This window comes from Coleofasciculus sp. G2-EDA-02, from assembly GCF_040226375.1.
Classification (GTDB): domain Bacteria; phylum Cyanobacteriota; class Cyanobacteriia; order Cyanobacteriales; family Coleofasciculaceae; genus Coleofasciculus.
The window spans coordinates 1-13,582 of sequence record NZ_JAVKEW010000073.1 but is presented as its reverse complement, the minus strand read 5'-3'; the positions used below and the strand labels follow the sequence as shown (position 1 = coordinate 13,582).

Annotated in this window: 14 protein-coding genes and 3 pseudogenes; 11 read left to right on the top strand and 6 right to left on the bottom strand. The window is 45.6% G+C overall.

All coding sequences use genetic code 11. From position 1 onward, the window contains the following. Positions 1-108 precede the first annotated feature (108 nt). A complete protein-coding gene (locus tag RLO19_RS07725; protein ID WP_446355267.1) occupies positions 109-507 on the bottom strand; it encodes a hypothetical protein in 399 nt (132 codons plus the stop codon). Positions 508-922: 415 nt separating this feature from the next. On the opposite strand from RLO19_RS07725, the gene RLO19_RS07720 reads away from it, so the two are divergent. The 3 genes from RLO19_RS07720 (at position 923) to RLO19_RS07710 (ending at position 4,021) form a co-directional block, all read left to right on the top strand. Continuing rightward, complete coding sequence (locus RLO19_RS07720) at positions 923-1,252, top strand: hypothetical protein (RefSeq protein ID WP_446355265.1); 330 nt, start codon at positions 923-925, stop codon at positions 1,250-1,252. Between the two features lie 134 nt (positions 1,253-1,386). After that, positions 1,387-3,303 (top strand): M23 family peptidase, encoded by a 1,917-nt coding sequence (locus RLO19_RS07715; RefSeq protein ID WP_446355263.1) that lies wholly within the window; start codon positions 1,387-1,389, stop codon positions 3,301-3,303. A gap of 22 nt (positions 3,304-3,325) precedes the next feature. Continuing rightward, the gene (locus tag RLO19_RS07710; protein WP_446355262.1) at positions 3,326-4,021 is read left to right on the top strand and encodes a hypothetical protein; all 696 of its coding nucleotides are present in this window, start codon (positions 3,326-3,328) and stop codon (positions 4,019-4,021) included. 87 nt (positions 4,022-4,108) lie between these two features. On the opposite strand, the gene RLO19_RS07705 is transcribed toward RLO19_RS07710, so the two are convergent. Beyond that, complete coding sequence (locus tag RLO19_RS07705) at positions 4,109-5,134, bottom strand: DUF5895 domain-containing protein (protein WP_446355260.1); 1,026 nt, start codon at positions 5,132-5,134, stop codon at positions 4,109-4,111. Between the two features lie 197 nt (positions 5,135-5,331). Between RLO19_RS07705 and RLO19_RS07700 the strand changes: the two genes are divergently transcribed. Together RLO19_RS07700 and RLO19_RS07695 are read left to right on the top strand one after the other, a co-directional pair. After that, the gene (locus tag RLO19_RS07700; RefSeq protein WP_446355258.1) at positions 5,332-5,550 is read left to right on the top strand and encodes a hypothetical protein; all 219 of its coding nucleotides are present in this window, start codon (positions 5,332-5,334) and stop codon (positions 5,548-5,550) included. Next, entirely contained in the window at positions 5,543-6,070 is a 528-nt protein-coding gene (locus tag RLO19_RS07695) for a hypothetical protein (protein ID WP_446355257.1), read from the top strand. Before RLO19_RS07700 ends, RLO19_RS07695 begins: the two co-directional genes overlap by 8 nt. Before the next feature lie 932 nt (positions 6,071-7,002). Here RLO19_RS07695 and RLO19_RS07690 read toward each other — a convergent pair. The 4 genes and pseudogenes from RLO19_RS07690 to RLO19_RS07675 all read right to left on the bottom strand — a co-directional run. Beyond that, complete coding sequence (locus RLO19_RS07690; RefSeq protein WP_446355311.1) at positions 7,003-7,341, bottom strand: GIY-YIG nuclease family protein; 339 nt, start codon at positions 7,339-7,341, stop codon at positions 7,003-7,005. 21 nt (positions 7,342-7,362) lie between these two features. Further along, positions 7,363-7,920, bottom strand: a complete 558-nt coding sequence (locus RLO19_RS07685; RefSeq protein WP_446355255.1) for a competence protein CoiA family protein — start codon at positions 7,918-7,920, stop codon at positions 7,363-7,365. Between the two features lie 495 nt (positions 7,921-8,415). Further along, on the bottom strand, positions 8,416-8,664 hold the full coding sequence (locus RLO19_RS07680; RefSeq protein WP_446355253.1) for a hypothetical protein: 249 nt from the start codon (positions 8,662-8,664) through the stop codon (positions 8,416-8,418). Positions 8,665-8,669: 5 nt separating this feature from the next. Further along, a pseudogene (locus RLO19_RS07675) lies at positions 8,670-9,508 on the bottom strand (IS701 family transposase); the annotation flags it as partial. A 132-nt stretch (positions 9,509-9,640) separates the two neighbouring features. On the opposite strand from RLO19_RS07675, the gene RLO19_RS07670 reads away from it, so the two are divergent. The 6 genes and pseudogenes from RLO19_RS07670 (at position 9,641) to RLO19_RS07645 (ending at position 13,454) form a co-directional block, all read left to right on the top strand. Further along, positions 9,641-10,552, top strand: coding sequence for an AraC family transcriptional regulator N-terminal domain-containing protein (locus RLO19_RS07670; RefSeq protein ID WP_446355251.1), 912 nt, complete (start codon positions 9,641-9,643; stop codon positions 10,550-10,552). A gap of 217 nt (positions 10,553-10,769) precedes the next feature. After that, positions 10,770-10,880 (top strand): annotated as a pseudogene (locus RLO19_RS07665) (Atu4866 domain-containing protein); the annotation flags it as partial. Positions 10,881-11,052: 172 nt separating this feature from the next. Further along, positions 11,053-11,532: a nuclear transport factor 2 family protein gene (locus tag RLO19_RS07660; RefSeq protein ID WP_446355249.1), complete on the top strand. Its 480-nt coding sequence runs from the start codon at positions 11,053-11,055 to the stop codon at positions 11,530-11,532. Positions 11,533-11,600: 68 nt separating this feature from the next. Continuing rightward, positions 11,601-12,335, top strand: coding sequence for an SDR family oxidoreductase (locus RLO19_RS07655; RefSeq protein ID WP_446355247.1), 735 nt, complete (start codon positions 11,601-11,603; stop codon positions 12,333-12,335). A gap of 26 nt (positions 12,336-12,361) precedes the next feature. Further along, positions 12,362-12,670, top strand: coding sequence for a hypothetical protein (locus tag RLO19_RS07650; protein WP_446355310.1), 309 nt, complete (start codon positions 12,362-12,364; stop codon positions 12,668-12,670). 292 nt (positions 12,671-12,962) lie between these two features. After that, a pseudogene (locus RLO19_RS07645) lies at positions 12,963-13,454 on the top strand (GOLPH3/VPS74 family protein). The last annotated feature ends 128 nt before the right edge of the window (positions 13,455-13,582 follow it).

The window sequence follows — 13,582 nt, the reverse complement described above, 5'->3', positions numbered from 1 at the left end:
CTCAAGCTATTTTTCTTTAGCGCTAGCTAGGGAAACGTGCTTATTCGAGTCTTCTTGATTGGCGTATCGAGTAACTCTTACGGCTTGTCTATTACAACTAAGTAACTCTCAACTGTCACCGGGCGATCGCTTCCCCAAAATATTTCTAAAGGAAGTTCGATTAACTTGGCGTTCGTGCGTTTGAGAAATGCCCTGAATGCTTGCGACTACAACTCCCTTGTTATACTCATCTACAATCAAATCGAGTCGGTCGGATAAGCAAGCGGTTTTTAACCAGTCAGGTATGCTTTCTGACCAGGGTGTTCGGTGTAGAACTAATGGGCCTGCATAGTAACGCAACAAGGGAATAGGAATTTCAGCAAATTTCAGTAGCATCGCTATTAAATCTTGGTGCATACCCATCTGGGCTAATAGTTTCAGCAGTTCCCCAGTGTCGGACTGAGGTTTAACCGGGCAACTGTCAATTTCTTGAAGAAATTCAGGGGGTAACAGATTGAGTTGAGCCATATCTTACTTAAGAATGATGAGATTAGAGAAGGTAGGATAAGTGGAAGAATTAATTAAAAATCTTCTGAGTTTTTACAAAGAGTTCTTTTTCAGTGATGTTCGCGTTACCTGTTTTTTTTGCGAGCCAATCCGCATAAATCCATAGTTATATCGACGCTTTTGAGTAACTTCACCCTCGTTCCAACTCTTCGTTGTATAAGTAGTTGGCGAAATACTCTGCGTCGCCAGCGATTTATTTCTTTTTGTGTAATTGGCAGCAGGTATGGGTTGTTCATGGGCATACTCTTTCGGGTGTTTGCCCTTTTAAATCCGCCGATAGGCGGGAGTTCAATTACGACTATTGGCTGAAACCCTCGTTTATTATCCCTAGCTACGCTAAGTTGTCGATTTTTACTACTTTGTAGCTACAGGTTTTATGAACGATCCAAACAACACCTACAGTGACGGACAAGGCTACAGCACTACTGGCTATAGTTATGAGAGCGAGTCATACGGCTATTCATCTGAAGGGTATCGAACTGAGGGCTATAGCCCTCAGCCATCTGAGCCGTATGGTGTTCCAGATTACTTCGCTGATGGTTATCGAGAGAACGTTTATGAAGGCGATTTGAACTTAGCCGATACTCCTTGGACTGAGACGGTTGCTAATCCTAACCCTTACTTTGATACCGGAGTAAAAGATAGCCCTTCTTATCCACCTCAAGGAGCAACTTCTTATTCTGACTGCTACGACATTGAGTTGTAGTCTTTGTAGCAAAGCAGCTCTAGGCGATGCTTGTCCAGGCTGTCTTAGTTCTTAGAGGGGAGCGCGAACCGTATCAGATGATTCAACGCGCTCTTTCCTCAATCAAGAGATAACCGAAGGGTTTTGAGACGACAATGAGAAGAAGATTATCGGCAAAATTCAGGAAATTATTGCCTGGAATACTCTTTTTACTGTTAATAGTTTCGAGTTTATTTTATGGACGCCTCTCCGCTGGCGCACAAACTCCTGTTGATACGACTCAACTGCCGACTCGGATTTTAGAAATACCTGGTGTTGATAGACAAGGAAACGCGACTTCTGTTAACACCCTTCTGCCAGATTGGACGCAGATTTCTTTTTCTCAAATGCCACCCATTAGTCAATCTGGCAACCTTTCAGCTCAAGAGTACGCGCAGGCAGTGGGTTACGATTTGAGCCGGACTTGGACAGCAGGGCAAACTCCCGACCAATACATCATGTTGGGCGACCTTAGCCAAGCATTGCAGCCAGAACTGCTGTCGGTGGGTTTCATTGCACAGCAAACGGGTTTGGACTTTAATCAGGTTGCTTTAAGTACCTTCACTTTAGTTGCCAAACAGACCTTAGACCAGCTTGTTCAGGCTATTCCTCTTCTGGGTCAATTTAAAATCGGGGATATTGCCCCGGTGGCGGGACTGCTGGCGACCAAAGCCGTTGGTATTGATGCGACAGAGCAAACTTTGGCTCAGGTTCTCAGTTCCAATCCCCAGCTTGGGCAGTTGAAGTTGGGAGAAATTGACCTATCTCAGTATTCCATGTCTTCCATTCCCAACCTAGAAAGCGCTCAACTTGGTGCATTTTCAGGTTGGCAAACGACTCTGATTAAGGATGTACCAGGACTGAATGCGTTGCCTTTGTCGAGCTTTCCCAATCCAGTTGCCGAATTAGGCAATTTGGTTATGCGGATTGACGCGATTTACAGTCCTGCCGAAAGCCGACGAACCAATACTATCTCAGGCTCAGATGTTCAGGGATTTTCAGTTAACTGTCAAGAGAATGATTGCGCTTATATCGAATTAGACGATCTGGAAAATTCAGGTCGAAATGCTCGCGGTTCGTTGGAAGGCAAGCAATGGATTAGCGGTAAGTATCAAGAAGTTGAAGGAGGATCAGGCTGTCTAAAAGGTGTCAACGGCGGTAAGGAACCGACGGGGAGACTGCCATTTGGCAGTGCCTTTAAAGTGGTTGTCATGGAACCAGACGAGCGGACTGATACGGTTGATACGGCTCTTTTCTTCCGGTTTTGTTCGCCTTGCGGCTGTTCTCCCTATTTCATTGGTCCAGTACCTTTCTTCACTTATCGGGTTAATTCTCCCATCTTTGTTGGGGCATTGTCACCCTCATCGAGTGGCTCTTCCTCTGTACCAACTGGGGCGACTCGCACGGGGGTATCTTCCCCTCCCACGAAGGGTGTAGGGACGGCAGCTAAGGTGAATGTTCCTTGTCCTCCTAGCAGCAATGCACCCATTTCAGTTGGCAACGTTCAAGGGGTCAATGTTGCCGCGTTGTCTGAAGCCATTGCCAGTATTGAAAGTAGCGGTTCTTACGAGACTATCGGTCCTCATGTTTGCGCTGATGGTGGTAGAAATTGTGGAGTTCCATTAGGCAAGTACCAGTTTATGAGCTACAACGAGTACGCTGCTAATTCGATTTCATCAAAACCAGGGGGACAGCAATTCTTAGCTAAAGTCAAAGGCGGTTATAAACCCACTCAAGCCGAACTGTTTCAATTTTTCCCACCCGCCGATCAAGAATTGGCTTTCACCAGAAGTTTTACTGACAAACTCAACACAACCTCTCAAGAAATAGACCCGACCACTGGCAATCCTTTTAACGACGAACGTTTAATCGAACGTGTGGCTCAAAAACATTTTGGAGGGGATTACTCTCAAGTTGACAGTGGCGCAACTGATATATTCGGTCGTTTAAGTTTGAAAACTTACGGACAGGATGTTGTGAAGCGCTATCGAGATCGCCAGAAAGGGTTACACAACTGCGGTAGGCTTAATTGACTCAATCTTTGGAGGTGAATCGATGTTTACAAAAAATGAACAGGTCATGTTACGCTCTGAAAGAAAGATGAACTTAACTCATCGGCTAACCCGTAAAACGTTGTTCCCCTTTTCTCAACCTTCTCAAGATCATAACTTCCTGCTCGTTTCTAAATACCCGGATAATTCCAAACCCCCCTTGGGATTTTTGTTTGTTGGACGCTGGTTCCGCTTTGGAGTTGTGTTGTTCTTGTTACTGTCGGTACTAATGGGAAACGCTGGTTGTAGCACGAGCGCCGCGACGACTTCTTGGTCTGCTGCTACCAGCGTTGTTCCTCTTGAGATTGTTCAAGCCGTTGTTGCCGAAAATTCTGAACTTAATCCCCAGGAAGTAGCCTCGAAGGTTTTGGCTTGGACTGTTGATGGACAAGGGGGGCGGTTAGTTGTTTTTAACTTCAATAATCCAGGCGTTTGTGGGACTGAAGGTTGCCTGTATACCGCTTATTGGGTAAGAAAAAATACTCCACCTGCTCGCGTGTTTTCTAGCTACCTTAACCCGACTTTGCCACCGAATAGACCGTTGTTTCAAGTGGCAGACGAGCCATCCAAAACCACTGGTTTGCCCTGTCTGCAAGTCCAACAGCGATCGGGTAATAATATCCGAAAGTTGCTTTTTTGCTTCAATGGTCGTGAGTACCAACTAGCTAAAAGTTCTGTGATTGATATAACTCAGAAATAACTTAAAATAATTGCCTAATCATTAAAAAAAATCCCAGATTGCGATTCAGCTCTGGGATTTTTTTTGAGAAGCTTTTAGCCAAGTGTTTCAATCATCAAATTCGGAATCAAAATCGTCGTCGAACTCTTCTTCATCCAAATTGTCGTAGAAATCCTCATCATCTTCTACCACTTCGGCGGCAATCGTGCGGGGTGGTTTTCGTACACCGTTCGGCTTTTTCCCATTTTCACCTTTGCGGGAAACGGGTGGGGGTGGTAGCACTTGAATTTGGGGTTCGGCTGTACCTGGTAATGCAGACGTTTCGGTGAAACCCGCAATACTATCGTGCAGTCCCCAAAGCGTGTTCTTCTGTTGCGGTCGCCCTAGATATAGAGCGGGGAAGTTATTAACTGTTGGTTTGGTGTAGCTGATAGTTTTACAGCAGTAGCTTCTGTTCGATCCTTCACCTTCTTTGACTCCTTTGAACTCAACTTCTAGGATGCCAAGACTTCGCCATTTATCGTTTTTGCCACTAAAGGGAATTTGGAAATAGTCAGCGAAGCTTTTCTCCAACAAACGATAAAATTCATCTTTAGCTGCTTTAAAGCTCCAAAGTGCGACATTCTTAAACCTGACTACGATAGGCGTACTGTGCATAGGACGATTGTTTTTATCCAGGAAAACAATAGCGTGTTCGCTAGCAACATCCATTGTTTTCTTGTCGAGTTGAGCTTTGTATTCTTCGTACAACCCAACAATAGTACCGCCTAAATCAGCAACATCAGTTTTGTAACGAATGTATTCGGGCACGAATGCCAGTACGCACAAGCGGCATTTAGAGAGCAGCAGACCTGTAACATCTTCTGTTAATCCAATGGTGGTCATTTCGTCTTCCGTTGGCATAACAAGCCAATTGGCTTTTTCTAACTGCTCTTCTGGAATTAATATGCCTGCTACTTGTTCATTCACTACAATGCCATAGGGCAGAATGGGTCGCCTTAATTGGTTGTAACTCGCTTCTAGAAGTTCTGGGTCGATTTCAAAATCGAATTCCTCTGACTGAAGTGGAGTGTCTTCAGTCATTTCGGCTTCAGTTGTTCTTTTGGGTTTAGTTTTACTATTGCTCTTAACCATTATAAAGATTGCTGAGGAAAGCGGCTCCTGTGAGGCGGTAGCCTTACCCTTGAAGGGGGTGTGATTGCTTTCCTATTTCCCCTAGAATTGAAATTTGGCGATCGCTCTCGTCAATGGTGAGGATTTTGATTGAGGAGGGGCTGAGGGTTCGAGGAAAGTACCCGCAGCCAGACCAATCGGTGAAAGACTTACCAACAATGGCGGATCTGGTTAAAACCTGGAATTTTGAGGAATTGGCAAAAGAGGCGCGGTTACCTATCGAACGGATAGAAGCGATCGCTTCCGGGGAACGCCCGACGGATGACGACTTGATTGCACTGGGTCGAGTACTCGAACAAGACACAGCTATTTTATTGGAAATCAGACAGCGGGACTTCAAGAGTGCAGGTAACGGACAGGGTAGGAAAAATGGATGAGTTATTTTTGTCGCAGTGTCAAATAGCCTTCACTTGCAACGCCCTACAGATTTTTGCACCCAGCGAACTGGTAGCGATCGCGCTGAGGCGAAGTAAAAAAGAATTAGCTCAGTGGGCGGTACAGTTTCGCAAAGAAGCCACAGAAATATTCTTTCCTGGCGACGGCGGTAGACCCTATAAAATTTTGGGCAGCTTCGCGCAATCAGGTGGTGAAAAGCCCTCCAGTAAGCAAGTCTCTAACCTGGTTTTCGGTCCTGGCGTTGGTTTTGACGTTCAATCGCTGCGAATCTTAGAGAGGATGAGGGAGTCAGAAAAGCTGATGTCGCTGGTGAACTTGGAGACTGATAGCCAGGACTGGGTAAACCAACCCCTGATTGAAATGCTTCAGTGTTTGGCTGAATTCGCCACCCAGCAGAACATGAAGGACTATTGGAAGATGCCTTGGTTTATGTCAAGGGCGTTTTGCGGTAGCAGGGACGGTTTGATCACAACTATCAGGCAATGCTACTTTATGGTCTAGCTCATTTCAGTTCTACCTTTGAGGTGGTGCAGTTCGGATTCCCAGAGTCTGATTATCGTCTAGTGACCATCCACAGTTACGAGCTTCTTCCTGTCGAGGATTTGACAGGAGTGCAGTGGTAAGTTGCTACACATCTAAGAGAGTCTATTGAGGAAGCGAATTTGTTACTTTTGAGCGAAATAAGGGTAGCGCTTCTACAAAATTTATAGCTGCATTCAAACCCGCGATCGCATACAAAGAAAGCCGTATCTGTTTTTTCAGATAAACTAGCGTCTGCTTCCTCCAACAACTTCACCAGATATTCAGGAACCTGTATAAGAGTACCATTACTACAGGCAAGGGGAACAAATTTCGTATCGGGAGCCAGAACTTTGGGTTTCAAGAAGGGTAGTTCCCGCTGGAAAGATTTTTTGAAGCGACATTTTGTTACAGTTTCCTGCACTTTTTTCCGTCTATAATAAAAATCACTGAAATTTAGATCTCCTAGGTGCTGAGTTCTTCTCGCTTCAGCCTAGGAGACTTTTTTACCATGTCCTGATGCCACTGTGATCCTGTCGGAAGGGGTGTGTCCCAATAAGCCTTGGGTTAGTACATCCAAACTACTAAAAGTCGAGATTTGTTCGCCAGAAAATTACGCGAACAAATCTCTAATCCCCATCTATAGCGATCGCACCCCTGACAGGGAACCCCCAAAATCTGTGTCCGGCTCTGATTGTGGACTAAGGTCAGCCAAAAATAACCAGTTCCATAGCCAATAAGGTTTGTGTGAGTTCTGCTTCTCAGTAAGCCGCAACCTTTATGACAGAAGCTAGAGTTTGGATGCAGCAATCCTGTGATGAAATCAAACGTAAGCTAGCTGCCTGATTGAGCTTAAGTCAGTGCCATTCCAGTTAAGTGAGGATTTATCAGGAGCGATGCACTCATCCAATTGTTCAGATTTTAACTGGCATGGCTTTGGTTGCATTTCCTTCCATTAGCTCCAACTCAACTGAAGTTAAAATTTTAGGCTTCATTTGCTGCAAATCATCCAGCACTAATTCAACGTCATTCAACTTAAAATACTCGGTTAACGTTCCTATCCTATAATTAAACGGCTGATACCTGTGCTTAAAGTAAAGCTCCACATTGCCTCGATGCTCCCAAGTATCCAGAACTTGGATTTCAATTGACTTGTAATGAGAAGCTAAATCTCTTTGGACTTCAGCCACTCGTTCTTCAATGGGACGCTTCGTAATCCCGATTTTATGCAAGAGTTTTCGACCGGCTTTGATTTCCAGAAAGTAGAGCTTATTCTATAGGATTCGTTTATATTGAGCGCCATAGAGTCTTAAATCAGCAACTCGTTCTGGCAAATATCGAGAATTGATAATCTTGGCTCGTTCTGCGGCTTGTTCTAATTGCGATAGCTTCTTGAGTAATAGAGGTTCTTGCACTTCATTGAATAATGACAAGGGTAACGCTCCCACTGGGATTTTTCCAAAGTTGGTGAATTCATAGCATCCCCGTTCGTTCCAAGTCAACAACTTCGATAAAATTAATTTCAAAGAAGGCTTGACAAAAATCTCATAGTTCTCAACACCATAGTTTTTCCACAATACTTTTAATTCTTCTAGTTCCTTTCCTGATAGCTCGATATTGAAGTTGTCATATAGAGGTAGGGTCGGAACTTGTTTCTTGGCAACGGGATAGCAGGTTTCATCCGTATGAGCAAAGTGGTGTTGCTTCACCTTACCCTTTTTTGCTGTTAGCCCCCCACCACAATAAAGACAGGTTAGGTTGGTTTTGCCACTGGGGACATCTTCAATACTCATCAGCGCATTATCTGCACTAACACCATATTTAAGCCACATAGAAGGAACCTTTTTTCGATATCGTTGAGCTGAAGAGAGGCTCCCTGATGTATTAACAAGGATAACAACAAATTCTGTTAATACTAACATCGCCTTACCGCTATTTGTAGAGTTACGGTTTTAAAGCAATCTTCTGCTATGGGTAGGACTACGGCAATATAGGTGCGGATAATTTAGTGGGTTTTTGTTGACTCATAGGGTGTAAATTGCCCCATTTTCTGCTAACCAGTGGCAATTTCTACCGTGCGGCGACGGGGACTTTCGCGTAATTCAAAGGAGAGTTCTTTAAAGGTCAGGGTGGTCATGACCCTGATTTTATCGGAAATTTGGCGATTGACTCATTATTTTTCCGGTCTGGTAGCCTGATGGTTTTTACAGGTTCAGAGGCGACTTGAAGGGCTGAGGTATCTATTTTGTCGGTTTTTGAGATTGCGGTAAAGTTTGTTGAGTACTCCTAGGTAATTTGGCTGTTTTATTACTACCGCCTCGAATTAACTAAGTTAAACGCCCTGCAATTACACCTCGATTTTGAATGAAAGCGGTGAGTGCCTTGGTGATGACTGCCCCTGTAGCACCAAAAACTAAGCTCAAAAGCAATGATTGAGTGATGGGATGGAGGTGGTTAGTGGAAAATGGCGGTAGGATGGGCTGTCGGGGTTCTGTGGGAATTACATAAGGGGCAACAGTAGCACCAATGGCTGCTGCGGCTAAACCAACACCAACGATCGCTATTGTATCTTGCAAAGAGCGATCGCTTTCGGTTTTTCTCCCTTTAGCTTTATCTCACTAAAAGCACTATCCGGCAACGCTTTTACTAACTCATCTAACCGTATTTCCTTTTCTGACTTTGATTCATCTGTTCTTCTGATTTTCCGGTTTTTCGCGACTCCTCCTATGTACCTTAGTTTTCTTTTTTCCAGTTCCCCCAAAAAGCTTGTATTATTGCCATACCCTGCATCTATCACTACCAGACCCGGCCGCTCTCCCCTCCCTAAGCTGCGGTCTATTAAACTTAACGCTAACTCCGGCTTCTTAATAAATTGTTTGTCTTCTTTTCCTGACTCTAATGAACTCGCGGGTTGATATAACTCTATATCTAACGGCAAGCTCTTGGATGCCATCATATAAATGGGTGGTTACTACCACTACCCCATTATCCGTTTTCCCTATTTCTCCAATGTATTGCCTTCCCACCCCGGCGGTGAAATTCCCGCTTTTTCTATGCCCTGAATCATCCACAACCAGGGTAAAGCCCCGACTTATCTTAGTTTGGCTACACTGATTCATCACCTGGAGGCGACGGGCATTGACTTCTATTGCTGACCAAGGCGCTTCCGTCAAAAAGCGGATGCGCCGCCTCGGAGGTTTCCTCCGAATTTAGGCGCACCAAGGGTGTAATCGGTGGTAGGTTACTCCTACGGCATTATCTGCCATCTGAGAGAGGTTTTTTCGTTCACTTTCCCCCAATAATCCACCAATATAGTTTCTAAACTCCCTTTTCTGGGCTTTGCGGTTAAACAGAAAAGTCAAACCTTTTACACCATTTATCGAAGCAGGGGGGCATGGCGGCGGGAGTTGTCTCTTTCATCAGGAGTACATTGACGTGAAATCTAGAGTTTCATAGCATTATACCCTTTTTATCTCTTGTTTTTCGTTTAAGTCCCGTATCAAGACACTCAATCACAGAAACATGATCAGCATTTCTTCTTGTAAAGAGACTTTGTCAGCGCAGCAGTCCGTGGCAGTCGCCAAATGTGCAGAGCTGGCGGCATTAGCCGATCAGCATACTGATGGCAGGGGAGAGGGTTATCATTCAACCGCGATCGATCCTTTAGTCTTTGTCCGACAAAGCAACTCTTCCATCACCATCCAGGAAGTTAGCGAACCCCTATTCTCCATTGTGGTGCAGGGTCAAAAAAAAGTATCACTCAATGAGGAAACGTTTCAGTATGGGATTGCTCAGTATCTGATTCTTTCGGTGGACATGCCGCTGAGTGCTTGTATGGTAGAAGCAACCCCTGATCAGCCCTATCTCGGCTTAAAGCTGAAGCTAGACCCAGGACAACTCTGTGAGATTATTGCTCAAACAAAGCTGGGTATCAGTCAGAACCAAAGCCCTGTCAGAGGCTGGTGTGTCAGCGATGCCGCGCCATCTTTAATCGATTGCGTTATCCGGTTAACAAAGCTGTTAGATACACCACAGGACATCTCATTTCTAGCACCGTTGATGATTCGCGAAATCTATTACCGTTTGCTCACCGACCAACAAGGTGAAGTGGTGCGTCAGATTGCGACCGCTGACAGTAATATGCAGCGCATTGCTGACGTGATTAAACAGATTAAAGCTGATTTTACAAAGCCGCTGCGGGTTGAGGAGCTAGCAGAGCAGACGAATATGTCGGCTGCATCGTTCCATCGTCACTTCAAAGCTGTCACATCCATGAGTCCGCTGCAATATCAAAAGCAATTACGACTGTTAACTGCCCGACAGATGATGCTTGCCGAGGCGATCAATGCCACTCAAGCGGCTTATCGAGTTGGGTATGAGAGTACGTCGCAATTCAGCCGCGAATATTCCCGCATGTTTGGTGCACCGCCCATTCGAGATATAGAACGGCTACGGGTATCTTGAATGCTGTGCATCTTTTGAGAGGATCAGGCAAACATCGGTAAGGTTTGTGTATTCAAACTCCTAATTCGTACTTATAGGATGAAACTATTCGACTACAACCTTCTCTAGCTGCGGTTCGGCGATTAGATCTTGCTCCTGCAATTAGATGTTGTCGATCGAGCCGCAGACTTTGCAGTTGTCAAGGCTGCACACGATCAGTTTGGGAGCTTTTGCATTAGTAACAGGAAATCGCATTAATTACTGGGACGATACTGGATTTACCGCCGATGGCGAATTTCGTGACGGCGTTCTTTATCACGGCGGCTATATTTTTTACCGAGAAAGATGAGCCTTTCAACACCAAAGCAACGATGACTCGAATTGCATAAAAATTTCAGGAGATTGAGATGATGCGTCATTTAAGTCAGATTTTCATTGGCACAGGGCTGATCGGGCTGCTGGCTATTCCAGCGACGACACAAGCTCGCACGGAGGAGGCAGGTTTTCACTCGAATGTGACTGTGTTTGAGCTTCCAGCACTTGTAAATTTGGCTCAGGCAACTCAGCCAAATCAAGCAGACGCAGAGATTCAGGTGATCGAACAGCGCAATAAGGAAATTGTCCAGCAGTATTTTGATGGCTGGCGAGACGGAACTGGCAGCGTCTTTGATTTGCTCGCTCCAAATGCCACCTGGACAATTATGGGGACGGGTGAAACGGCAGGCACTTACAGCCGCCAAGCGTTACTCGATCAAGTCGTCAGCCCCACCAGTGCTCGATTATCAACCCCGATCGTGCCAACCGTACGCGGCATCTGGGCAGATGGCGATATGGTGATCGTGCTGTGGGATGGGGAGGCAACTGCTAGAGATGGTAGACCTTACCAAAACACCTACACCTGGTATTTCAGAATGCAGGACGGCAAAGCAGTCGAAGCGATCGCCTTTCTGGATATGCAAGTGTTCAACGACTTATGGACAAGAGTTTCACCGAGAAACTAGTGCTGGTTGCCCTGGTCAATGCAGCCTAACTGCCGATCAGCTTTAATCACCTACAAGGAACAATCACCATGTCAACTATTGAGAACAAAGTTATTGCGATTACTGGAGCCAGTAGCGGTATTGGTGAAGCAACGGCTAGATTGCTGGCTCATCAGGGTTTACGGGTTATATTAGGGGCGCGACGCACTGATCGACTGGAAGCGATCGCTGCCGAAATTCGCTCTAAAGGTGGCGAAGCAGAATACCGCACCCTTGATGTCACCAACCTTGAAGACATGCAAGCCTTTGTCGAGTTTGCCCAAGATAAATTTGGTTGCCTTGATGTTGTGGTGAACAATGCAGGCTTGATGCCACTCTCCAGGCTAGAGGTGCTGAAGATCGATGAATGGAACCGCATGATTGATGTGAACATTCGCGGTGTGCTTCACGGGATTGCTGCGGCGCTACCCCTCTTTAAGCAGCAACGATCAGGGCAGTTTGTCAATCTATCCTCGATCGGTGGGCACAACGTCTATCCAACCGCAGCCGTATACTGCGCCACTAAGTTTGCAGTTTGGGCGATTTCCGAGGGACTGCGGCAAGAATCGACAGACATCCGGGTTACGGTGATTTCGCCTGGAGTGACGGAAACTGAACTTGCCAGCACGATCACGGATGCTGAAGCGGCGGAGTGGGTGGAGGAATTTCGTGAGGCAGTGATTCCAGCAGAGGCGATCGCGCGTGCGATTGCCTTTGCGATCGAGCAACCCGCAGGGGTGGATGTGAATGAAATCATTGTTCGACCGATTGGACAAATGAGCTGAATCGTTGAAATAGGAGAAACAAGATGATGTTGCAAGATAAAGAGGCTTTGATTCAGTACAAAGATTTTGCGCCTCGGATTACTGAACGGGGACCCTTCGGCGGACCTTCCGATTACGAATCCTTCTCTGAGGTTGTGAGTGAGGTCAATCAGTGGATCGAAAGTACAACGATACAGGTGATCAATGTTGAAACTGTCGTTTTACCCGATCGGATTGAAGGTACAAGCGATGGTCTCTACGGCGTGACGACCAGTAATGCTTTCTACCCAGTGATGATCAGTCAGGGGCTTGCAATCAATTGCTTTCAATGTGTGCGTGTTTGGTACAGAGAATAAGCTTCACCGGAGAAAGTAAGAAATGAGCAAGTTCAATTTCAACCCTCAATCTTTATCCTTACTCATACACAGTAGAGACAAACACAGTAGAGACAAAACCTTTGTGATGAGGATAAGTGGCTATCACCACCCATCTATTACTAACGATCGCCACAGCATTGCTCGCAGGTTTATTCGCATAGGCACATGGACAGAAGCAACTTAAGATCCTTACCTTTCGGCATCAAACTTGCGATTAGCGCCAAGGCGCAACTCCGAAGGAACCGCAGCACACCTCAATCAGGAATTCATCATGCAATATCTTTCACAGGACTTAATCCTTCTTGCACTCAATCCCCAAACTGGGAAAACTCGCTTCTCTTTCTACGCGGCGCTCGAATATGGCTTGGTCGGTTCTTTATTACTAGACTTAGTACTGCAAGGCAAACTTGAGATCGACAACGACAATCGTCTGATCGGTGCGATCGCAGGTAACACAGGCGATGAATTCTTAGATCGACACCTCAATTAGGTTCTGGCATCGTCTCGTCCTCGAACTGCAAGGTTCTGGATTACTCGTTGGAGACGAAGATACAGATGGTTTCAGCCGATTGTGTTGCAGAACTTAGTTGATTTAGGTGTTTTGCAACGACAAGAGCAACGCATTCTTGGACTGTTCCCAACGCAGCGATATTTTCTAACCGATGAATCAATTCAACGCGAGATTGTCCAGCAAGTTCGTGCAGCCGTGTTAGAAGGCACTGGACTGGATTCTCGCATGGCAGCATTGATTAGTGGGACTTGAACGAAAAAAAGAACTAAAACAGGTTATAATCTAGTTATAGCAATACTTTCACGTTTTCTGAACTTGACATGAAAGAGACCCATCCGGCAGCGATGCCTAATTGCTTTGATAAATGGTGTCAAAGATTT